Source organism: Caballeronia sordidicola, assembly GCF_000729995.1.
In the GTDB taxonomy this organism is placed as follows: domain Bacteria; phylum Pseudomonadota; class Gammaproteobacteria; order Burkholderiales; family Burkholderiaceae; genus Caballeronia; species Caballeronia sordidicola_A.
Map to the genome: position 1 here is coordinate 155,555 of NZ_JNFG01000006.1, position 21,694 is coordinate 177,248.

General features: G+C 60.7%; 17 protein-coding genes. 2 read left to right on the plus strand and 15 right to left on the minus strand.

The window, feature by feature from the left end:
* Positions 1-43 precede the first annotated feature (43 nt).
* Complete coding sequence (locus FH08_RS0106455; protein ID WP_031357542.1) at positions 44-439, plus strand: acyl-CoA thioesterase; 396 nt, start codon at positions 44-46, stop codon at positions 437-439.
* Here the strand turns inward: FH08_RS0106455 and FH08_RS0106460 are convergent.
* Entirely contained in the window at positions 385-3,588 is a 3,204-nt protein-coding gene (locus tag FH08_RS0106460) for an EAL and GGDEF domain-containing protein (protein WP_063771167.1), read from the minus strand. The genes FH08_RS0106455 and FH08_RS0106460 overlap by 55 nt on opposite strands.
* Positions 3,589-3,954: 366 nt before the next feature.
* Positions 3,955-4,437, minus strand: a complete 483-nt coding sequence (locus FH08_RS0106465) for a nitrate reductase associated protein (protein WP_031357544.1) — start codon at positions 4,435-4,437, stop codon at positions 3,955-3,957.
* Between the two features lie 194 nt (positions 4,438-4,631).
* Here FH08_RS0106465 and fdhD point away from each other — a divergent pair, with 194 nt between their 5' ends.
* A complete protein-coding gene (gene fdhD / locus FH08_RS0106470; protein WP_031357545.1) occupies positions 4,632-5,480 on the plus strand; it encodes a formate dehydrogenase accessory sulfurtransferase FdhD in 849 nt (282 codons plus the stop codon).
* 86 nt (positions 5,481-5,566) lie between these two features.
* Here the strand turns inward: fdhD and FH08_RS0106475 are convergent, their stop codons facing one another.
* The 13 genes from FH08_RS0106475 to FH08_RS0106545 form a co-directional block, all read right to left on the minus strand.
* On the minus strand, positions 5,567-6,331 hold the full coding sequence (locus FH08_RS0106475) for an enoyl-CoA hydratase (protein WP_031357546.1): 765 nt from the start codon (positions 6,329-6,331) through the stop codon (positions 5,567-5,569).
* 78 nt (positions 6,332-6,409) lie between these two features.
* Positions 6,410-7,609: an acetyl-CoA C-acyltransferase gene (locus FH08_RS0106480; RefSeq protein WP_031357547.1), complete on the minus strand. Its 1,200-nt coding sequence runs from the start codon at positions 7,607-7,609 to the stop codon at positions 6,410-6,412.
* 160 nt (positions 7,610-7,769) lie between these two features.
* On the minus strand, positions 7,770-10,205 hold the full coding sequence (locus tag FH08_RS0106485; RefSeq protein ID WP_031357548.1) for a 3-hydroxyacyl-CoA dehydrogenase/enoyl-CoA hydratase family protein: 2,436 nt from the start codon (positions 10,203-10,205) through the stop codon (positions 7,770-7,772).
* Between the two features lie 75 nt (positions 10,206-10,280).
* The gene (locus tag FH08_RS0106490) at positions 10,281-12,068 is read right to left on the minus strand and encodes an acyl-CoA dehydrogenase C-terminal domain-containing protein (protein ID WP_031357549.1); all 1,788 of its coding nucleotides are present in this window, start codon (positions 12,066-12,068) and stop codon (positions 10,281-10,283) included.
* Between the two features lie 87 nt (positions 12,069-12,155).
* Positions 12,156-12,755: a TetR/AcrR family transcriptional regulator gene (locus FH08_RS0106495; RefSeq protein WP_031357550.1), complete on the minus strand. Its 600-nt coding sequence runs from the start codon at positions 12,753-12,755 to the stop codon at positions 12,156-12,158.
* A 204-nt stretch (positions 12,756-12,959) separates the two neighbouring features.
* Positions 12,960-14,189, minus strand: a complete 1,230-nt coding sequence (clsB, locus tag FH08_RS0106500; protein ID WP_235210298.1) for a cardiolipin synthase ClsB — start codon at positions 14,187-14,189, stop codon at positions 12,960-12,962.
* A 47-nt stretch (positions 14,190-14,236) separates the two neighbouring features.
* Positions 14,237-14,713, minus strand: a complete 477-nt coding sequence (nudB, locus tag FH08_RS0106505) for a dihydroneopterin triphosphate diphosphatase (protein ID WP_031357552.1) — start codon at positions 14,711-14,713, stop codon at positions 14,237-14,239.
* Positions 14,714-15,217: 504 nt separating this feature from the next.
* Positions 15,218-17,020, minus strand: coding sequence for an aspartate--tRNA ligase (aspS, locus tag FH08_RS0106515; protein WP_031357553.1), 1,803 nt, complete (start codon positions 17,018-17,020; stop codon positions 15,218-15,220).
* A gap of 77 nt (positions 17,021-17,097) precedes the next feature.
* Positions 17,098-17,754 carry a DUF502 domain-containing protein gene (locus FH08_RS0106520; protein WP_031357554.1) on the minus strand — a complete coding sequence of 219 codons (657 nt, stop codon included), beginning with the start codon at positions 17,752-17,754 and terminating at the stop codon, positions 17,098-17,100.
* A gap of 197 nt (positions 17,755-17,951) precedes the next feature.
* On the minus strand, positions 17,952-18,371 hold the full coding sequence (locus tag FH08_RS0106530) for an FmdB family zinc ribbon protein (protein WP_031357555.1): 420 nt from the start codon (positions 18,369-18,371) through the stop codon (positions 17,952-17,954).
* 235 nt (positions 18,372-18,606) lie between these two features.
* Positions 18,607-19,260 (minus strand): methyltransferase domain-containing protein, encoded by a 654-nt coding sequence (locus FH08_RS0106535; RefSeq protein WP_031357556.1) that lies wholly within the window; start codon positions 19,258-19,260, stop codon positions 18,607-18,609.
* 7 nt (positions 19,261-19,267) lie between these two features.
* The gene (ubiB, locus tag FH08_RS0106540; RefSeq protein WP_031357557.1) at positions 19,268-20,845 is read right to left on the minus strand and encodes a ubiquinone biosynthesis regulatory protein kinase UbiB; all 1,578 of its coding nucleotides are present in this window, start codon (positions 20,843-20,845) and stop codon (positions 19,268-19,270) included.
* Positions 20,846-20,856: 11 nt separating this feature from the next.
* Positions 20,857-21,558: a ubiquinone biosynthesis accessory factor UbiJ gene (locus FH08_RS0106545; protein WP_081889375.1), complete on the minus strand. Its 702-nt coding sequence runs from the start codon at positions 21,556-21,558 to the stop codon at positions 20,857-20,859.
* Positions 21,559-21,694: the final 136 nt, after the last annotated feature.

A 21,694-nucleotide genomic window follows, 5' to 3' on the forward strand; every position in this document is an offset into this window, starting at 1 on the left:
CTGACCCGCCGGCAACCCGTCACTCTTTCATGGAAATCCGCTCGTGACCGATTCTTTGCAACTCCCGAACAAGCCGGTCGCGCTGCGCGTGATGCCCCAACCGTCCGATGCCAACGTCCACGGCGATGTCTTCGGCGGCTGGATCATGGCGCAGGTGGACATCGCCGGATCGATCCCGGCCAGCCGGCGCGCCAATGGGCGCGTGGCGACCATCTCCGTGAATTCGTTCGTGTTCAAGCAGCCGGTGTTTGTCGGCGATTTGCTGAGTTTTTATACGGATATCGTGAAGACGGGGAATACGTCGGTGACGGTATCGGTCGAGGTCTATGCACAGCGCATGAGCCTGGCGCAAGACGTGGTGAAGGTGACGGATGCGACGCTGACCTACGTTGCCACCGACAGCGACCGCCGTCCGCGCGCATTGCCCGCGCTGGACTGATCGGACGGACTCTGCTGCACACCGAGCCGCCGGCTGGTCCGGCTATTCAGCAACAGCGCGGGAATCTCGCCGGCCGGCACCGGCGGCGAGAATAAAAAGCCCTGCATCTCGTCGCAATTGCGGGCCACGAGGAAGTCGAGTTGCGCTGCCGTCTCAACACCCTCGGCGATAACCTGCAACTCGAGCGAGTGAGCGAGCGCGATGATCGCTGAAGTAATCGTTTCATTGCCTCCCGATGTGCCGATATCCGCCACGAACGAGCGGTCGATCTTCAACCGATCCACCGGAAAGCGCTTGAGATAACTCAGGCTCGAATACCCGGTCCCGAAGTCGTCGATGGCAATGCTGATGCCGAGCGCCGCCAGCTCCGTCAACGTGGTGACGGTGTCTTCCCCGTTGCGCATGATCGCGCTCTCGGTGAGCTCGATTTCCAGGTGATGCGGCGCAAGCCCCGTTTCGGCCAGCACGGACGTCACCAGGACCCGGATATCGCGCTGCTGGAATTGCCGCGCCGACAGATTCACCGACATCCGCGCCGGCGGCAATCCCTCGTCCTGCCACGCTTTGTTTTGCCGGCATGCCTCGCGCAGCACCCATTCGGACAACGGCCCGATCAACCCGCATTCTTCGGCGACCGGAATAAATGCGCCCGGCGAGACCAGCCCGAACTCCGGGTCCATCCAGCGCACGAGCGCTTCCATGCCGACAATTTCGCCCGTCGTCAGATCCACTTGCGGTTGGTAGTGCAGCAGGAATTCTCTGTCGCGTAACGCCCGCCGCAAACGCCGCTCGACGTCCATCCGCGCCCCCACGCTCGCATTCATTTCCGGCTGATAGAACTGGTACGTGTTGCGTCCCATGTCCTTCGCTCGATACATCGCGATATCGGCTTTCTTGAGCACCGTTTCGGCGTCGTCGCCGTCTTGCGGGAACAGGCTCGCGCCCATGCTGCATCCCACGAACATTTCCGTGCCATCGAGCCACACCGGATCCGAAATGGCGGTCCGCACGCGCTCCATCCAGGCAATCAGCGCGCTTTCTCCGGCCAGGTCCGGGAGCACGATCACGAACTCGTCGCCGCCGTGGCGCGCGACCGTATCGCCGCTGCGGCCGCAACGCGCCAGCCGCTCGGCGACCACCGCGAGCAACCGGTCGCCTACGCTATGGCCCAGGCTGTCGTTGACGTTCTTGAAGCCGTCGAGATCGACGAAAACCACGGCCAGCGTAGTGTCCTCCTCGCGTGCCCGATCGATCGCGTGTTGCAGCCGGTTGCGCAGCAGGTTGCGGTTGGGGAGCCGCGTAAGCGTGTCGTAGTTCGCCTGGTATTCGAGCTGCTCCTGGTAGCGGACGACTTCGGTGACGTCGTTGATCACGCCGACATGATGCGTCGTGCGGCCCTGCGCATCCGGCACGGGCGCGATGAACAGCTGATTCCAGAACAGCACGCCATCCTTACGATAATTTCGCAAAACCGCGCTGGCTTCGCGGTTCGCGGCGAGACCCGTACGGATTGTCTGCAGCCCTTCCTGGTCGAGATCGTCGCGCTGAAGGAAACGGCAATCGCGGCCCACGATATCGGCCGGGTCGTAACCCGTAATGCGTTTGAATGCCGGATTCGCGTATTCGATCACGTTACCGGTGGCGCTCGTGGCGGTAATCAGCACGGCGTTCACGCACGCATCGAGCGCACGGCTTTGCAGGCGCAGCGCCAGTTCGGCGCGCTTGCGCTCGGTCGTGTCGTCGTACGAACCCAGCACGCCGATAATGCGCCCCGCCCCGTCAAGCAACGGCATCTTGCTGGTGATCGACGCGCGCACTCCATCATCGCGCTCAACGTCGCATTCCAGGTTCATCAGCGGCTCGCCGGTCGCCATGACCCGGCAGTCGTCCTCACGGAGTTGCACGGCTGTACGCCACCAAGGCAGCTCGGCGTCGGTCATGCCGACCACCTGTTCTGTACTGGCAAGACCGGCATCGCGGGCAAAGGCGGAATTGCAGCCCAGATAACGCGAGTCGCGGTCCTTCCAGAAGATCCGCTGCGGAATATTGTCGATCAGCGATTCCAGCATCTGCTTCGAACGCCGCGCCTCGGTCTCGGCATTGATGCGGTCGGTGACATCGTTGGCGAGCATGAAAATGCCTGGATGCCCCGAGTAGGTCAGCGCGTGCGATGAGATGTCAGCGCTCACCTGCGCGCCGTCGCTGCGCTTGTGGCGCCAGACGCCTGCCGCCTGTTGCGTGCCCGGCTGGCGCGGCTGCTTGCCCGTGTGACTGCCCGTGTGGCGCGCGAGAAGGGTGGCGAACCGGTCGAAGTCGTTGTCGGCGTGCAGGTCGCGCACGCTCATCGACAGGAATTCGAGTTCGTTGTAGCCGTAATGCGTAAGCGCCGCCGGATTCACCGCAACGAAGCGATAAGTTCTGGCATCGACAATCCACATAGGTACCGGATGCGCATCGAACAGATCGCGGAAACGCTCGTTGCTGCGCTGCATTGCCCGCGCAATGCGCAGCTTGTCGCGCGCCGACTTCTCATGGCGCGCGAAGGTGTAGATCAGCGCGCCGCCGCCGGCGAGCATCGTGAGGATCAGCAGGATGACGGCGCGGCTGGACGCCAGCGCGGACTCATTGAGCGCAGCCGCGAGCGAATCGGCTTCCCTCGCGCGCAGCACGGCCAGTTCAACATCGAGCGATTGCTGGTCCTCCGCGAGGCGACGGACTGCTTGCTGGGTCCAGTCACGGGACGCGCCCGGTGCGTCTGCGTCGGCCCGCTCGAACGCCGATTGAGCGTCGCGCTTCGCAATGCGTGCGCTTTCGCCGAGCAGGTAGAACGCGCCTTTCATGTCGGGTTCGTAATCGAACTGAGCCCTCAGGCCGCTTTCCAGCGCGTTGATATGCGCTGCACGCGCCTCGCGAACGTCGGGCGGCGTCAGCACGCCGCTTGCCTCGTACCAGCTGATTTCCGGGAGGGTTTCGCCGAGCGCGCTGCGATATGCGTCGAGGTCGCGCATCAGGCTGAGCGAGCGCCGCGTGCGCGCGTCGGCATCGCTTTGTCGGTCGATTTGCTGGTACGCGACGAACGCGTTCGCCCCCATGGCGATCAATACGACAGCCAGGTTCACCAGCAGGCGGCGGGAAAAAAATGAGTTCATGGGTTCGATCGCCGTCCGGGACGGGGGCTGGGAAGACTGGGCGAGCGTCTTCGCATCGATTTCCGTGTATCGATAGCTAATTATCGGCAGGCGATCGGGGGAATTTAGGGTAGGCGCTTAAAAGACGCCTTTTGAGGGGGGCGCGTGCGTGGGCAAGCGGGGCATGCAGCAGTCTGCTGCCAGCGCAGCATCCGGGTGGGTGCGACTGGCGCGCTGGGGTTTCCCGGCGGCGAATTTGATCTCGCTTAACGGTTTACACCCGGCGGTTTACACCCGGCGCGGGTTCGCTCCCGCCCGGGTTGTACACGCAGACGCTTGCCCTTGCCTGCGTCCGTGCCCGCCAGCCGCCCGGTCCGAGGGCGCAAGTCAAACTTGATCGGCTAGGCCGAACTCCCGCATCGCCGGAACGAAGTCGTGGTTGACATCGGCCTTGCGCGACAACTTCGCCAGGGCATAACGCTGGAATGGTGAAAGCTCCGACCATCGATCCAAACTGGGGGAGCCGATTCCGCACAAACTGCTCTGGCGAATCACGGTGTCGGGCACGGCGTCCGTGTGCACCCAGATCGGGTCGCTATCGGGTACGAATGTCTCCGGCGCCGCGTCGGCGTGGGTCCGAAGCATCTCGGCGAGCGCCCGGTCGAAATTAGGTTCGATCGCGGCGTCGTTTTCAACAGGAAAGCGCGCAAGCAGTTCGCGGTCGCTGTGCGGCAGTCTTCTCCACTGATCGAGCGAAATGATCTGGCCGAAGCGGTCCAGGTTAAAGCGCACGACGAGCGGAATGAAGCTCAGATTCTCCGTCGATTCCAGTTCAAATCCGAACAGGCGCGGAGCGTCGTAAAGTGCCATGGCAGGTGCCTCGTAGGCGTGATGGACAAGGAAAGCGAGTGATGCCGCAGTAGGTTATCGTAGGGCCTTGAACGACTTCTAGTGTGTCTGCTGCCCCATAAAGCAGCAAGCGTTATGCCCGAATTTGTCTCGTCAATGCTATTGGACAGCGGCAAAAACGCGACATCGAAAGCAATCAGCAAGTGAGCCATGCAATGAATGACACAGACATCGATGATCAACCCGGCTACGTACAGCGCCCCGTGCGGCGGCATCGGCTAGGTGAAATCCGCGACGCGGCCGATGACGTCGGCCAGGAATGGCCGGTCGCGCTCGTGTACAACGGCATTTCGCACGCGGTCATGATGTGCACGCCGCGCGACCTGGAAGCGTTCGCGGTGGGCTTTTCGCTGACGGAAGGCATTGTGGAGCGCGGCAGCGACATTCACGACATCGAGGTATTTTTCCACGACACTCCCGCCGGCGATACCTTGCCGCACGCGGAGATACATCTGCAGGTGGTGCAGCAGGCGTTCGTGGCACTTAAGCAGAAGCGCCGGGCGCTGGCCGGGCGCACGGGCTGCGGGGTGTGCGGGATTGAGAGTATCGACTTGCTGGATCTGCAACCTGAACGGGTGCCCGATACGGGCTTCCTGGGCCGGCTTGCGGATGACGCCATTGCTCATGCCGCGCATGAGTTGCCCGCACATCAGCAGTTATCGAAGCTGACCGGCGGATTGCACGCAGCCGCGTGGTGCGACGAAATCGGCGCGGTCAAATACGCGTTCGAAGACGTGGGACGCCACAACGCGCTCGATAAACTGATCGGACATCTGGTGCTGCAACGCGTGGATACCACGCAAGGTTTCGTATTCCTTTCAAGCCGGGCAAGCTATGAACTCGTGCGCAAGTCGGCGCGGGTCGGCGTGCCGATGCTCGTCACCATTTCCGCGCCTACGTCGCTGGCAATTTCCATCGCGGAAAAGGCCGGGCTGAGGCTGGTGAGTTTCGCGCGGGAGAATGGGTTTGTGGAGTATGGGCGGGTGGACGGCGCAGCGCGTTGAGCGAAGCCTTGAAACGCTTAGAGCGCCTCACCGCCCACGGGACCAGAACTTGAGCCCCGGGTTTGCCCAGAGCTCCAAGCCGATCCTCAATTAAACCGGCTGAAGTCCGGCTTGCGCTTCTCGAAGAACGCCGTGAACGCTTCCTTCGCTTCGGGCGCGGTCAGCATGTGGGCGAAGTGTTCCGCCTCCGCCGCCATCTGCGCGCTAACCTCTGTCGCCTGAGCGCCCTTCATCAACCCCTTGGTCGCCTTCAGCGATGCCGGTGGCAACGCCGCCAGTTTCTTCGCCTGTTTCAGCGCGAAATCGCCCACTTCTTCCGCCGATAAAACCCGGTTCACGATACCCATATTCGCGGCTTCGTTTGCATCGAACGGTTCGCCCAGCAGCAGTTTCTCCGCCGCCCGCTGATAACCCGCAATGCGCGGTAACAGCAAGCTCGACGCCGCCTCCGGACACAGCCCGAGCTGCACGAATGGCAGCGAGAACTTCGCAGTAGACGCTGCGTAGACGAGATCGCAATGCAACAGCATTGTCGTGCCGATCCCGACAGCCCCACCCGTCACTGCCGCCACCACCGGTTTCTGCGCGGTACTAATGCGGCGCAAGAACTGGAACACCGGCGCGTCCTGGTTAGCGGGCGGCGCCTTCATGAAGTCCTCGAGATCATTGCCCGCGCTGAACGTATCGCCCACCGCGCGAATCAGCACCACACGCACGGCCGGATCGTTTTCGGCGTCGAAGAACGCGTCGGCCATGTCCTGGTACATCGCGGCCGTCAACGCGTTCTTGCGAGCCGGACGATTGATGGTGATGCAAAGCACGCCGTCGACGTGTTCGGTGATGATGTCCATTCTCGTCTCCTGAATGAAGAAACGGTTCGCGGACCGGATGGTGCGCGAACCGTCGTTTTACGTTTTATCGAAACCCGTTCACATCCGTTCGATAATGCCCGCCGCGCCCATGCCCGTTCCCACGCACATGGTCACCATGCCGTACTTCAGGTTGCGGCGGCGCAAGCCGTGCACGACCGTCGCGGCACGAATGGCGCCGGTTGCGCCAAGCGGATGACCCAAAGCAATCGCGCCGCCAAGCGGATTGATCTTCGACGGATCGAGTCCCAGGTCCTGGATCACGGCCAGCGATTGCGCCGCGAATGCTTCGTTCAGTTCGATCCAGTCGATATCGTCCTGCGTCAAACCCGCCGCTTTCAACGCTGCGGGAATGGCTTCCTTCGGCCCGATGCCCATGATTTCCGGCGGCACGCCGCGCACTGCGAAGCTCACGAAACGCGCGAGCGGCGTCAGGTTGAATTGCTTGAGGATCTTCTCGCTGACCACGATCAACGCGCCCGCGCCGTCCGATGTCTGCGAGCTGTTGCCCGCCGTGACCGAACCTTTGGCAGCGAAGACGGGACGCAGTTTGGCGAGCCCTTCCATCGTCGTGCCCTCGCGCGGGCCCTCGTCGTTCCTGATCTCGCGTGCGTTGACGCGGATCTCGCCCGTCGCCAGATCCGGGAAACGTTCATTCAGCGTGAACGCGGCGATTTCATCGTTGAACTCGCCGGTGCGCTGCGCTTCCAACGCGCGTCGATGCGACTCCACAGAGAACGCATCCTGCGCTTCGCGGCTGATCTTCCAGCGCTCGGCCACGCGTTCGGCCGTCAAGCCCATGCCGTAAGCAATGCCGATGTTCTCGTCACGATCGAAGATATGCGGCGACAGCGACGGCTTGTTGCCCATCATGGGCACCATGCTCATCGATTCGCATCCGCCTGCAATCATCACGTCCGATTCACCGACGCGAATCCGGTCCGCAGCCATCGCCAACGCGGTCACGCCCGAGGCGCAAAACCTGTTCACTGTCACGCCGCCGACCGAGTTCGGCAGGCCAGCCAGCAACGCGCCGATACGCGCCACGTTCAGGCCTTGCTCGCCTTCGGGGATCGCGCAACCGATGATCGCGTCTTCGATCAGCTTTGTATCCAGCCCCGGCACCTGCGCGACCGCTGAACGAATTGCGTGGACCAGCAGTTCGTCCGGGCGCGTGTTCTTGAAGATGCCGCGCGGCGCCTTGCCGATAGGCGTCCGGCTCGCGGCGACAATATATGCGTCCTGCACTTGTTTGCTCATTTTGCAGCTCCTGTGTCGACCAGAGTTGGCGCTTTAGCGCTTACTCTGGTCCCATGCATTTGCGTCGACTGGAGTTGGCGTGTCGGCTGGAGTTGGCGCTTCAGCGCTTACTCCAGCCCCATGCCTTACTCCGGTCAACGCACATGTGAAAGTACGCGCCTTAGTTACGAACCGGCTTGCCGGTCTGCAACATGCCCATGATCCGTTCCTGCGTCTTGGCAGTACCGAGCAAGTCGACAAACGCACGCCGCTCCAGCGCCAGCAGCCATTCTTCATCGACGAGACTGCCTGCTTCCACATCGCCGCCGCACACCGCTTCCGCGATACGGCTAGCGATCAGGAAATCGTGGTCGCTGATGAAACGGCCATCGCGCATATTCACGAGCGACGCCTTGATCGTCGAGATCGCCGAGCGTCCCGCGACGGGGATTTGCGTGGCACGCAACGGTGCGCGATAACCCGCCGCCGAAAGAGCCCGCGCTTCCTTCTTCGCGATATCGAGCAATTCATGCACGTTGAAAACGATCGTGTCGGACGGTTTGAGATACCCCATCGAACGTGCTTCCAAAGCCGAAGCCGAAACCTTCGCCATCGCGGCGTTTTCAAACGATTTCTGCACGAATTTCAAAAGATCGCTGGTTGCGTTCACGGCGCTGGCCGCGGTCGCTGCGCGCAACGCCGCTTCCTTAAGACCGCCGCCCGCGGGCACAAGACCTACGCCCACTTCCACCAGCCCCATATAGCTTTCAATGTGCGCAACGCGCTTGGCCGAATGCAGCGCGAGTTCGCAACCACCGCCGAGCGCGATGCCGGACACCGCAGCAACGACCGGCACGCTCGCATACTTCACGCGCAACATGCCCTGCTGAAAGCCCTTCACGAACGGCTCGATACCCTTCGCGCCGCCCATCATGAACGCCGGCATCGCTTCTTCCAGGTTCGCACCGGCCGAGAACGCGCCGCCCGGATTGCCGAGCTTCAACGCGGACGTTTGCCAGATCACGACGCCCTTGTAATCGGCTTCGGCGAGTTCGATCGCCTTCGTCAGGCCTTCGATCACCGACGGTCCAATCGTGTTCATCTTGCTCTTGAACGACACGATCACGACATCGTCTTCGCCTGCGCGGTCATCAACCCAGGCGCGCACGGCATCGGTTTCAAACAGCGTCTTGCCGTAGGTTTTCGGATCGACACCCGCTTCGCCGATCAGCGGTGCGCGGAATACCTGTTTCTTATAAACATCGAGCGATGAACGCGGAATGAACCTGGCCGCAGCAGGCGACCACGATCCTTCGGCCGTATGCACGCCGCCTTTCTCGGCCACGGGACCCTCGAATACCCACGAAGGCAACGGCGCATTCGACAACGCCTTGCCTGCATCGATATCTTCCTTCACCCACTGCGCCACTTGCGTCCAGCCAGCCGCTTGCCAGCCTTCGAACGGGCCTTCGTTCCAGCCGAAACCCCAGCGGATAGCGAGATCGATATCACGGGCATTGTCTGCGACCGACTCAAGATGCACGCCGATGTAATGGAACACATCGCGGAAAATGGACCACAGGAATTGGGCTTGCGGATGCTGCGATTCGCGCAGCAGCTTCAGGCGTTCCGCTGGCGGACGCTTCAAGATGCGGCCGACGAGTTCGTCCGCCTTGCCGCCGCCATCGACGTACGTTCCCGTCTTCGGGTCCAGCACCTTGATCGCTTTACCTTCTTTCTTGTAGAAGCCGGCGCCCGACTTTTGTCCCAAAGCGCCATTCTTCACCAAACCAGCGAGCACAGCTGGTGTCTCGTACATAGCAAAGAAAGGGTCATCAGGCAGGTTGTCCTGCATCGTCTTGATGACGTGCGCCATGGTGTCGAGACCGACCACATCGGCCGTGCGAAACGTCGCCGACTTCGCGCGGCCCAGGCGTGCACCGGTGAGGTCATCGACTTCATCGAAACGCAGTCCGAACTTCTCCGCCTCGGCAATCACCGCGAGAATCGAAAACACGCCCACGCGATTCGCGATGAAATTCGGCGTGTCCTTCGCCCGCACGACGCCCTTGCCGACCACGCTCGTCAGGAATGTTTCAAGCTGGTCGAGGATTTGAGGTTGCGTGGTATCGGTCGGAATGAGTTCGACCAGATGCATGTAGCGCGGCGGATTGAAAAAGTGCACGCCGCAGAAACGCGCTTTGAGTTCGTCCGAAAAACCCTTCGACAACTCCGTTATCGAAAGCCCCGACGTGTTGGTCGCGAAAATCGCCTTCTCACCGATATACGGCGACACCTTCTTGTACAAATCGTGCTTCCAGTCCATGCGCTCGGCAATCGCTTCGATCACGAGATCGCATTCCTTCAGCTTCTCGATGTCATCGTCGTAATTCGCGGGCTGGATGTATTGCGCGTCGTCCTTCACGCCGAACGGCGCGGGCGACAGCTTCTTCAGATTCTCGATCGCTTTCAACGCGATGCCGTTCTTCGGACCTTCTTTTGCCGGTAGGTCGAACAGCAGGACCGGCACCTGGGCGTTGATCAGGTGCGCAGCGATCTGCGCGCCCATCACCCCGGCGCCGAGTACGGCCACCTTGCGTATGTTCAGATTGCTCACGTTGTGTCTCCGGGAGAGGTGTTCGAAAAGACGATGCGCTACGTCATTCAAGACGTAGCGCAGTGCAAAAGAGGCCTAGAACAAGGCTTCGTCGTAGTCCATCAGCGTCTTCGATCCGGCGCGCGCAGCGCGGATAGTCGATGCCGTTTCAGGCAGCAGCTTGGCGAAATAGAACCGCGCGGTGGCGAGCTTCGCTTTGTAGAACGGATCGCCTGCGGCTTCCTTGTCCAGCGCGATGCGAGCCATGCGCGCCCAGAAATACGAGAACACCAGATGCCCGACCGTACGCATATAGGGCACGGCAGCGGCGCCGACTTCGTCCGGATTCTGCATCGCCTTCATGCCGATTTCCATGGTCAGCTTCTGCACCTTGTCGCCAATGTCGGCGAGCGGGTTGATGAACTCCTGCATCTCCGGCTTCACGCCTTCTTCTTCCACGAAGTCGGTCACGAGCTTGCCGAACTTCTTCAGCTTTGCGCCCATGTCGCCGAGAATCTTGCGGCCGAGCAGATCCAAAGCCTGAATCGAATTCGTGCCTTCATAGATCATGTTGATGCGGGCATCGCGAACGTATTGCTCCATGCCCCATTCGGAGATGAAGCCGTGGCCGCCATAGATCTGCATGCCCATGTTGGTGCCTTCGAACGCGTTGTCCGTCAGGAACGCCTTGATCACCGGCGTGAGCAAGGCGACGAGATCGGCGGCGTCTTTGCGCGTGGCTTCATCGGCGTGGGACAGTTCTTTATCGATGTTCAGCGCAGCCCAGTAGGTGAACGCGCGGCCCGCTTCGGCGTAGGCCTTTTGCGTGAGCAACATGCGGCGAACATCCGGATGCACGATGATCGGATCAGCCGCTTTCTCTGGCGCTTTCGGCCCGGTCAGCGAACGCATTTGCAGGCGTTCCTTCGCGTACACGAGCGAGTTCTGATACGCGATTTCCGTTAGCCCCAGCCCTTGCATGCCAACGCCCAGACGCGCCGCGTTCATCATGACGAACATGGCGTTCAAGCCCTTGTTCGGTTCACCGACAAGCCAGCCCTTTGCCGAGTCCAGATTGATCACGCACGTGGAGTTACCGTGAATGCCCATCTTGTGTTCGATGGAACCGCACTTCACGCCATTGCGTTCGCCGGGAGCGCCTGCGTCAGTCGGAATGAACTTCGGCACGATGAAAAGCGAGATGCCCTTCGTGCCGATCGGTGCACCCGGCAAACGAGCCAACACGAGATGGACGATGTTCGCGGCCATATCATGCTCGCCGCTGGAGATGAAGATCTTGGTGCCGCTGATGGCGTACGAACCATCGCTATTCGGCTCGGCCTTCGTGCGCAGCAGCCCCAAGTCCGTGCCGCAATGCGGCTCGGTCAAACACATGGTTCCGGTCCAGGTGCCGTCGACGAGTCTCGGCAAGTACGTTTTCTGCAACTCCGGCGCGCCATGCGCGTGAACGCATTCATACGCGCCATGCGACAAGCCGGGGTACATCGTCCAGGCCTGGTTCGCCGAATTCAGCATTTCGAACAGCGCGTTGTTCACGAACGCGGGCAAGCCCTGGCCGCCGTATTCCGGATCGCAACCCAATGCCGGCCAGCCCGCTTCCACGTATTGCTTGTAGGCTTCCTTGAACCCCGTCGGCGTACGCACGACGCCATCGCCTTCATACGTGCAACCTTCGCTGTCGCCAATCTGGTTCAGCGGAAAAAGCACCTCGGCGCAAAACTTGCCGGCCTCTTCAAGAACCTGATTGATGGTATCCGCGTCGAGGTCGGCATGCTTCGGCATGTTCTTGACCTCGGCTTCCACATTGAGCAATTCATGCAAGACGAATTGCATGTCACGCAGCGGCGCTGTGTACTGTCCCATTTTTTCTTCTCCAAGTGTCCAGGAAGCTTGGGCTTTGGTCGCCGCCGAATCTGCCGTACTGCAGCCTTCTGCTGATCCGCGCGACGCCTAGTGGCCGTTGCTTTGATACGAAACAATCGTTTTTTCCAGCGCGTCCCGCGTCAGTTGCACCGCCTCCGGCAAGTGGAGGAAACGCGCATCGTGATGCAGGCCGAGCGTGAAGCTATAGAGTTCGAACAGCATCAACGCCGGATCCGTGTCCGCCCGCAGATGCCCTTCGTCTTGCGCCTGTTTGATCGCACGCGTGAGCGCCGCTCGCCAGGTGGTCACGCTGTGCACGAGTTGCTCGCGGACCGCACTGTCAGCGCGATCGTCGTACTCCACCGCGCCGCTGATGTAGATACAACCCGTTGTCACTTCCTCGATGCGCTTTTCCATCCAGCGCGCCAGCATTGAACGCAAGCGCGGCAACCCGCGTGCTTCGCGCAAGCTCGGATAGAACACTTCGTCTTCAAAGCGACGGTGGTATTCCTTCACCACCTCCACTTGCAGATCCTCGCGCGAGCCGAAATGCGCAAACACACCGCTCTTGCTCATTTGCATCCGTTCGGCCAGCAAGCCGATCGTCAAACCCTCAAGTCCGTCGCGGCTTGCCAGGTCCAGCGCCGCATCGAGGATCGCGACTCGTGTCTGTTCGCCTTTTCGCATGATCTTTACCGTTTTCATTGAATCGAAATAAAATCGAACGGCCGTACTATTGTTATAGCTAGCCGTTCATGAAACAAGCTTTTTTTTAGAAAACCGGGTCTAACTTCTGGCCACATCCATCGGACGAGTCCTAGTTTGTCCCGGTTTGTGGGCGGACAGCCAGTCGGGCCTGCCCGGGTTTGACCGCGCGGCGTTTTCACCACCTCAATCGTAGCGGCCGATGGTGAGCATTTTCATCATCATGCGATACGCGTTGTACGCGAGCCAGTTAAGCAGACGCTCACCAATGGGGCGCGCCGCGTATTGCTCGATGGTAATCGGGCGGCCGTCGTGGAAGGCGGCCAGGATTGCGTCGCGCAGCTTCACGATCTCGTTCTCGTGATTCACCAGCACCATGTTCGCCTCATTGTTCAGCACGAGGCTCAATGCGTCCAGATTCGAGGACCCAACCGTAGCCCAATTCTCGTCCACCACGGCCACCTTGCCGTGCAGGATGGTTTTCTCGTATTCCGCAATCCGCACGCCGTACTTCAGAAGATTGTGATACAGGAACGGCGTGGCGTAATCCAGCGCGACAAACTCCTTTCGCCCGATCACCAGTGTGACGCGCACGCCACGCTGCGCTGCGCGCGCCAGCGCGCGGCGCAGCTTGCGCCCCGGCATGAAATACGGATTCGCGAGCATCACCTCTTTTTCCGCGTGCGAAATCGCGGCGAGATACGCTTTTTCGATTGCCCGCCGGTTGAGCAGGTTGTCACGGGCGACAAACGCCACGCACGGTTGATCGACTGCGTGGATCAGGCCCCGCCGGGCTCGCAGGCGTGCCCGCAATGCCCGCCGATTCGTTCTCACCGATGCACCCGGCGCAGGTTGCTGATCCTGTGGCCGCGGCGGCAGCGGCTTCACGCCGAGGCGAATTCGTTGCCATTGGAGATCGAAGGCTTCGCGCACGTCTTTGACCACCGGGCCTTGCGCTTCCAGCGCAAAATCCCAGCGCGGGTGATCGAGATGAACGCCGTTCTGCTCGAAGTCATCGACAATATTGATGCCCCCGCAGAACGCAATGTGATGATCGATAACCACCAGCTTACGATGCGTCCGCGAAAATCCAAGCTGTCCGAACAGATGCGGGTTGTACACGCGATGCTCGACGTTCGCCTGAGCCCATTCATCGAAGAGCGTAAGCTTCGCGGTGCCTATACCGTCCGTGATCACGCGCACGTGCACGCCGCGACGGGCTGCGTTCATCAACGCGGTGGAAAGGGCGCGGCCGGCGGCGTCGTCGCAGAAGATGTAGGTCTCGAGCGCGACGTCGTGCTTCGCCGCGTCGATGCGTTCAATCAGCGCCGGGAAATATTCCACGCCGGATTTGAACAGCCGCACCGTGTTGTTGATGGTGAAGCACAGCCGTACCGGGCGACGTCCGGCAAACAGGGCTAGCTTGAGTCGGGCGAACCGCCGTTTGGGCGTGCCGAAACCGATCACCGGTTGTGCTCCGCGAGACGCTCGGGCAATTGCAGGATCGCCTCACGATTCGACGATGAAAAACACTTTGCCGCCGCCTCACGGAGCGGCAGCCAGAGAAACGCGGTGTGCTCGCGCGGCGCGAGCTTCACTTCCACACAATGCGGGACAAGCAGGCTGAACTGGTGCTCCACGTTACGCACGACGCCTTCTGCATAGCGATGCCGCCATTCGGGATAGATGTCGTATTCAATCCAGTGATGCCAGTCGAGCAGCGAGCGCTCTGGGACACCTACGCTGCCGACAACGATCCCCGTTTCCTCCGCGACTTCGCGCGCTGCCGTCAGGACCAGCGGTTCGTCGATGTGATCTTTCGAGCCCGTCACGGACTGCCAGAAACCCGGCCGGTCGAAGCGCTCGATGACAAGCACCTCCATTTCGGGCGTATGGATGACAACCAGGACAGACTCGGGAATTTTCGGCGGTTTGGACATGGTGGAAACGTTGCGGCCTTTCTAAGAGGCTGGCCGAAGAATGTAACCTAAAAACGGGAAAAGGCGCACTCAGCGGCGGTTTCGTTTCGGATGTTGCAAATGGGTGACGGGTCGGAGGGCGCGGCCTTGATCAGGACGCTACCGGCCCATCAGTTCGTACCGTTTTAGATAAATTGCTGCTTCCGTCAAAAATTGTCGCGAAGAGCGCTTTTTCCAGGCTGCGACGTTACCGTTTTGAGCTTTATTCGGTGCTCCCAGCCGAACTGAGGAACGAGAAATCAAACGCAATCTATTCGCGGAATTGATGGAAGGAGTCGCCAAGTTAGCAGATCAGCACAAGGCTCAGGTACCGGTGCGCGAAGTCGAGACGGAAGTTCTGTTGTTAACTGATATTTCGGCCAAGGAGATCAACGCTCATACCGAAGCCTCTGTCTCAGAAACCCCATAAACCGAAAAAGGCGCCTGCGGCGCCTTTTTCGTTTCAAACGTTGCTACTAGTCACGTTTACTGCGGCTTCGGCTCCGGCGCACGCAAACGAATATGCAGTTCCTTCAACTGCTTTTCGTCCACTTCGCTCGGCGCTTGCGTCAGCAAATCCGTTGCGCGCTGCGTCTTCGGGAACGCGATTACGTCGCGGATGGAATCGGCGCCCGCCATCATCGTGACGATCCGGTCCAGCCCAAACGCAATACCACCATGCGGCGGCGCGCCGTACTGCAACGCGTCGAGCAGGAAGCCAAACTTGATACGCGCTTCTTCAGCGCTGATCTTGAGCGCGCGGAACACCTTGCTCTGCACTTCTTCCTGATAAATCCGCACCGATCCGCCGCCAATTTCCCAGCCATTCAGCACCATGTCGTATGCCTTTGCAAGGCAACGGCCCGGGTCCGTTTCCAGATATTCCAGATGCTCGTCCTTCGGGCTCGTGAACGGGTGATGCGCGGCCACGTAACGGTTGTCTTCCTCATCGAATTCGAACATGGGGAAGTCCGTTACCCACAGCGGCTTCCAGCCCTTTTCGAACAAGCCGTTCGCACGGCCGAATTCCGAATGACCGATCTTCAGACGCAACGCGCCCAGGCTGTCGTTCACCACTTTCGAACGATCCGCCGCGAAGAAAATGATGTCGCCGTTCTGCGCGCCGGTCCGCTCGATGATCGCGGTGATCGATGCGTCGTGCAGGTTCTTCACGATCGGGCTTTGCAAGCCATCCCGGCCCTTCGCGATGTCATTCACCTTGATCCAGGCCAGGCCCTTCGCGCCGTAGATGCGCACGAATTCCGTATAGCTGTCGATCTCGCTACGCGACATCTCGCCGCCGCGCGGCACGCGGATCGCCGCCACGCGGCCGTCCTTCGAATTGGCCGGTGTGCTGAAGACCTTGAAATCGACGTCACGAACCGCGTCCGTCAGATCCGTGAATTCCAGCTTCACTCGCAGGTCCGGCTTGTCCGAGCCGAAACGGCGCATGGCTTCCGAATACAGCATGACCGGGAATTTCTCGTCCAGCGAGACGTTGATCGTCTCCTTGAAGACGTGACGAATCATCGCTTCGAACAAGTCACGAATTTCCTGTTCCGTCAAAAACGACGTTTCACAATCGATCTGCGTGAATTCCGGCTGACGATCCGCGCGCAGGTCTTCGTCGCGGAAACATTTCACGATCTGGTAGTAGCGGTCAAAGTTCGCCACCATCAGCAATTGCTTGAACAATTGCGGCGACTGCGGCAGCGCGAAGAACTGACCCGGGTTCGTCCGCGACGGCACCAGGTAATCGCGCGCACCTTCCGGCGTGCTCTTGGTGAGCATCGGCGTTTCAATATCGATAAAACCCTGCGCGTCGAGGTACTTGCGCACTTCAATAGCCACGCGGTAACGCAAACGCAGGTTCTGCTGCATCTGCGGGCGACGCAGGTCGAGCACACGATGCGTCAGGCGCGTGGTTTCGGAGAGGTTGTCGTCGTCGAGCTGGAACGGCGGCGTCACCGACGGGTTCAGCACATTCAGCTCATGGCACAGCACTTCAATCTTGCCGCTCGTCAGCCCCGCGTTTGCCGTGCCTTCCGGGCGACCGCGCACCAGGCCCTTCACCTGCACGCAAAACTCGCCGCGCACGCCTTCGGCGATCTTGAACATTTCAGCGCGATCCGGATCGCATACGACCTGCACGAGGCCCTCGCGGTCGCGCAAATCGATAAAAATAACGCCGCCATGGTCGCGCCGGCGATGTACCCAGCCGCACAGCGAAACGTTTTGGCCCAGCAGAGCTTCGGTCACCAGACCGCAGTATTCAGATCTCATCGACATGATGTTGTGTCTTTCGTTATTCATTGATCAACGGTGCGCGCGCACAAGCCCAAAGCGTTGTTCGCAGCGCGCCGGCATTACAGCGGCGGATCGACGGGGCGACGCGGCGCGGCCTGCGCTTGCGGCATGGACGGCGCGACTACTCCCATAGATACGATGTACTTCAACGCAGCATCGACGGACATGTCGAGCTCGATGACTTCGCTTTTCGGCACCATCAGGAAGAAACCCGAGGTGGGATTCGGCGTGGTCGGCACGTAGACGCTCACATGTTCTTCAGTCAGGTGATTGACTACGTCGCCTCCGGGAATGCCCGTCAGGAAACCGATGGTGTAGGACCCCGAGTGCGGGTAGCGGATCAGCAGTGCCTTGCGAAACGCGTTGCCGCTGCTGGAGAGCAACGTGTCCGACACTTGTTTAACGCTGGTATACAGCGGTCCGACCACGGGAATGTGACGCACGATCACATTCCACCACTCGACCAGTTTCTGGCCGACGAAGTTCTGCGTGAGCAAGCCCACGACGAAAATGAAGGCGAGCGTCAGCACGGCGCCGAGGCCCGGCAGATGAAAGCCGAAGACCCGCTCGGGTTGCCAGGATTCCGGCAACAGCAGGAGCGTCTGGTCCATGGTCCCAATCACGAGCCCGATCACCCACAGCGTGATGGCGAGCGGAACCAGCACCAGCAGGCCGGTTGCGAACACGGATTTCAACGTAGTCTTTTTGGTCGTCATTTACACAGCCGGAAGGCCGCCCCGCTTGGGCTTTCACGGTTTGGCTGGTTCGCCGCCCGGCACACATTCATGGCTTCGGGCGGTCATCTTCTTGCGTGCGATCGGACAGATCGAGCAGATCGTGCAACTGAGCGCGCTTGCGGCATGGGTCGGACAAGATTGCTTCCAGGCTTCGCATGACGCACAAGCGACGAGCGTCAATTCGATGCAGGCGACGCCGGTTTGCTCGATGACGCCGCAGCCGACGTCGTGCTACCTGCCGCTGGCGCGCTTGCCGTGGCCGAATCGGTCTTCGACGATTGATTGCCCGAATCCTTGCTCGACTCTTTACTCGAATTGCTCGAATCCGATCCGCCGTCGCTTTTCGTTTCGGCTTTGGCGCCCTCTTCCTTCTTGCCACCCTCGTCTTTCTTGGCAGCAGCGGCGCCGTTGTTGCCACCGCGGAAGTCGGTTACGTACCAGCCGGAACCCTTCAACTGGAAGCCGGCCGCCGTAACCTGCTTGGCGAATGTTTCCTTCCCGCACTGCGGGCACTGGGTGAGCGGTGCATCGCTCATTTTCTGGAGCGCGTCTTTTTCGAAGCCGCAGGACTCGCAGCGGTACGCGTAGATCGGCATGTCACTCTTCCTACGATTAACGTTTCGGCGCTTGCAAAGCCTTGAATTATAGCCTCAAACCATCGGCCAACCCTTAATTTTGGGCCCGCAGGCCCAGGTTTCAAGGGGATGCAGCAGGTTTGCGCAGGTTTCTTTTGTCGAAATTCAAGGTATGCATGCGCGGCCGATTAATGCGGACACGGAGTATGTCAACGAGGTGTCAGCCGCTGCAGGCGACGCCCTGGATACGGTGGATTCAGGTAACAGGGTTAGCTTCCGGTGCGCGCCGACGCCAGGTAAGCCAGCGTTCGCGTCCGGCGAAGACGTCGATGGATCCGATTACCTCATGCTCTTCCACGAGTTCAAAATACGGCGTCAGCAAGGCATCGAGCGCGCCCCGCTCAATGCCGAACGGCGGCCCCTTGGGCGTCTCGCCGAGGAAATAGAAACCCGCCAGCAGCGCGCCGGGCCGGAGCAATTCGGCCATGCGAAAAGAGTAGTCCTGCCATCGGTCGCGCGGCAAAGCGCACAGGAACGCGCGCTCATAAATCCAGCTCGTTTCAAACGGCGGCTTGTACGCAAAGAAATCGGCTTGCTCAACCACGTCGGCGTGTTCGCCCAGTTGCCCACGCGCCGCTGCAACGGCGCTTGGTGAGAAATCGATCGCCCTGACCGACCAGTTTTCCTCGGCAAGCCATAGCGCTTCGTACGCGCTGCCGCAGCCGGGAATCAGGACGTTTGCCGAGGGGTTCCGATGCTTGAGTGCAAACGCCTTGAACGCCTCAGGCACGCCGGCCTGATCCCAAGGTGTAAAGCGCTGGTCGAAGCGCTCATTCCAGAACTCGGGGGAATTCGGGTCACGCGTATCGAAGCTGGGAGGCACCGAGTCTGGTTTGCGAGTGTCGATCATGGCGCCCTCAACCTCCGTATGCCAACACTTGCCAGAACTGGGCAATCACCGCGCCCGCGCCCACCGCCAGCCCGAATATCAGCAACGCCTGCAACAAACGATTCGTGCGTTTCTGCTCGAGCAGGATCATGCGCATGAGTTCGTCGTTACTGCCGCCTGGCTGATCGTGACGATCAGCCAGCACCTGATGGATCAGGCGCGGCAGCTGCGGCAACGTCTTACTCCATTGCGGCGCTTCCAGTTTGAGTCTTTCGTACCAGCCGCGCCAGCCGACCTGCTCGTTCATCCAGCGTTCGAGATACGGCTTGGCCGTCTTCCATAGGTCGAGTTCGGGATCGAGCGACCGGCCGAGTCCTTCCACGTTCAACATGGTTTTCTGCAGGAGGACGAGTTGCGGCTGAATCTCAACGTTGAAGCGGCGCGAAGTGGAAAAGAGCCGCATCAGCACCTGGCCCAGCGAAATATCCTTCAAGGCCCGGTCGAAGTACGGTTCGCAAACAGCGCGGATAGCACTTTCCAGCTCTTCGACACGCGTGCTCGGCGGCACCCAGCCCGACTCCAGATGCAGCGTGGCCACACGGTGATAGTCGCGCTTGAAGAACGCCAGGAAATTCTGCGCCAGATAGTTTTTATCGAAGTCGGACAACGCGCCGACAATCCCGAAGTCCAGCGCGATATACCGCCCGAATGTCTCTTCCGCGAGACTCACCTGGATGTTGCCGGGATGCATGTCAGCGTGGAAAAACCCGTCGCGGAATACTTGCGTGAAGAATATCTCGACACCTTCCTGCGCCAGCTTCGGGATATCGACGCCAGCCGCTCGCAGCACTTCCACCTGGCTGATCGGCACGCCGACCATGCGCTCCATGACCAGCACGGAGGGCGCTGAATAGTCCCAATACATCTCGGGCACCATCAGCAAATCGAGGCCCGCGAAATTGCGCCGCAACTGGCTGCCGTTCGCAGCCTCGCGCATCAGGTCGAGTTCGTCGTGAAGATATTTATCGAACTCGGCGACCACTTCGCGCGGCTTCAGCCGCTTGCCGTCCGCCCAAAGCCGCTCGGTCCAGTACGCAATGTCGCGTAGCAACGCGAGATCCGAGTCGATCACCGGCAGCATGTTCGGCCGCAACACCTTCACCGCCACTGCTTTGCCCGCATGGCCGCCAGTCTTGATCTTGGCGAAGTGCACCTGCGCGATTGATGCGCTCGCCACCGGCACACGCTCGAAGTCGTCGAACAAGACGTCGATGGGCGAGCCCAGCGACTTCTCCACGATGGCGATAGCGACGTCCGAATCGAACGGCGGCACTTGATCCTGAAGCTTGGCGAGTTCGTTCGCTATATCGACAGGGAGCAGATCGCGCCGCGTAGACAGCACCTGCCCGAACTTGACGAAAATTGGCCCGAGGCTTTCGAGCGCGAGGCGCAACCGCACCCCGCGTGGGACGTCGAACTTGCGGCCGAACGTGGTGACGCGCATGAGCAGGCGGACACGCCGGTCCTGGATGCCGCTCATCACCAGTTCGTCGAGCCCGAATCGCACTACGGTAAAAAAGATCTTGAGGAAACGCAGAAGACGCATGGTTCAGCCCATTACTTGCTCGTGCCGCGCGCTGACGCGGCGCCGGACGCTGACGCGCCTCGGGCTTCGGCTTTTTGTTCGAGTCGCTCGATGCGCTTTTCGACGCGCGCGAGCGCATCCCGGGCTACCGACAGTTCGGCATTGAACGTGTCGAGGGCGCTGCGGCGCACGAGTTGAGGTTGTTCGTCGAGCAGGTATTCGGTCACCGATTCAAGCAGGTTTCGACCCGAGCGGCGCGCCTGTTCACCCACCTTGCGCACAGTCGAGCCTATGCGATGAGCCGGACCGTCGCCAATCACGCGGGCCAGATCTTCTTCGGGCTCCCAGCGCAGATGTTCGGCCAGCTTCGCGATCGTGGTCGCGAACTCCGCATCGCCTTCTATGCGGACGTGTTTCATCACAGCGGCCTGTCCCCCTTGCAGGAACGCCGGAACGGCGTCGGCGGGAATGGAGAGGGTCACGTCGAAGGTACGCGCTTCGGTTTCGTCGACGGCGGCAATCAGCCCGTCCGGCTGGACCATCAGCAGCAGCGAAAACGGCGAGAGTGCCAGCCGCGCGGTCTTGCCGGCGTAAGGCGTAAGACGCTCGCGGGCCCAGGATTCGCGCGCGAGCACGTGGTTCACAGCAGCCGCGAACGCTTTCGACGCGGTCCTGGCTGCGGCCTGAGTGGCAGAAGGTGCTGCTGGGGGGGCGAATTCGTCTGCGTGCGTCATCGGCTCTGAGATGAAAAAACCCGCGCAAGCGGTCACTCGCGCGGGTTTCTATTCTACCTTTGCAACTGGCGTTATCGTTTGGCCCCGGGCACCGCAAACATCGCGTTAGCCGTAAGGCCTACCCTCCAACGCCCGG

What these genes read in the sequence shown, in the direction of transcription:
- FH08_RS0106460 (WP_063771167.1), bottom strand. Translation starts at nt 3,588, where the DNA reads ATGAACTCATTTTTTTCCCGCCGCCTGCTGGTGAACCTGGCTGTCGTA.
- FH08_RS0106465 (WP_031357544.1), bottom strand. Translation starts at nt 4,437, where the DNA reads ATGGCACTTTACGACGCTCCGCGCCTGTTCGGATTTGAACTGGAATCG.
- fdhD (WP_031357545.1), top strand. Translation starts at nt 4,632, where the DNA reads ATGAATGACACAGACATCGATGATCAACCCGGCTACGTACAGCGCCCC.
- FH08_RS0106475 (WP_031357546.1), bottom strand. Translation starts at nt 6,331, where the DNA reads ATGGACATCATCACCGAACACGTCGACGGCGTGCTTTGCATCACCATC.
- FH08_RS0106480 (WP_031357547.1), bottom strand. Translation starts at nt 7,609, where the DNA reads ATGAGCAAACAAGTGCAGGACGCATATATTGTCGCCGCGAGCCGGACG.
- FH08_RS0106490 (WP_031357549.1), bottom strand. Translation starts at nt 12,068, where the DNA reads ATGGGACAGTACACAGCGCCGCTGCGTGACATGCAATTCGTCTTGCAT.
- FH08_RS0106495 (WP_031357550.1), bottom strand. Translation starts at nt 12,755, where the DNA reads ATGCGAAAAGGCGAACAGACACGAGTCGCGATCCTCGATGCGGCGCTG.
- nudB (WP_031357552.1), bottom strand. Translation starts at nt 14,713, where the DNA reads ATGTCCAAACCGCCGAAAATTCCCGAGTCTGTCCTGGTTGTCATCCAT.
- aspS (WP_031357553.1), bottom strand. Translation starts at nt 17,020, where the DNA reads ATGTCGATGAGATCTGAATACTGCGGTCTGGTGACCGAAGCTCTGCTG.
- FH08_RS0106520 (WP_031357554.1), bottom strand. Translation starts at nt 17,754, where the DNA reads ATGACGACCAAAAAGACTACGTTGAAATCCGTGTTCGCAACCGGCCTG.
- FH08_RS0106530 (WP_031357555.1), bottom strand. Translation starts at nt 18,371, where the DNA reads ATGCCGATCTACGCGTACCGCTGCGAGTCCTGCGGCTTCGAAAAAGAC.
- FH08_RS0106535 (WP_031357556.1), bottom strand. Translation starts at nt 19,260, where the DNA reads ATGATCGACACTCGCAAACCAGACTCGGTGCCTCCCAGCTTCGATACG.
- ubiB (WP_031357557.1), bottom strand. Translation starts at nt 20,845, where the DNA reads ATGCGTCTTCTGCGTTTCCTCAAGATCTTTTTTACCGTAGTGCGATTC.
- FH08_RS0106545 (WP_081889375.1), bottom strand. Translation starts at nt 21,558, where the DNA reads ATGACGCACGCAGACGAATTCGCCCCCCCAGCAGCACCTTCTGCCACT.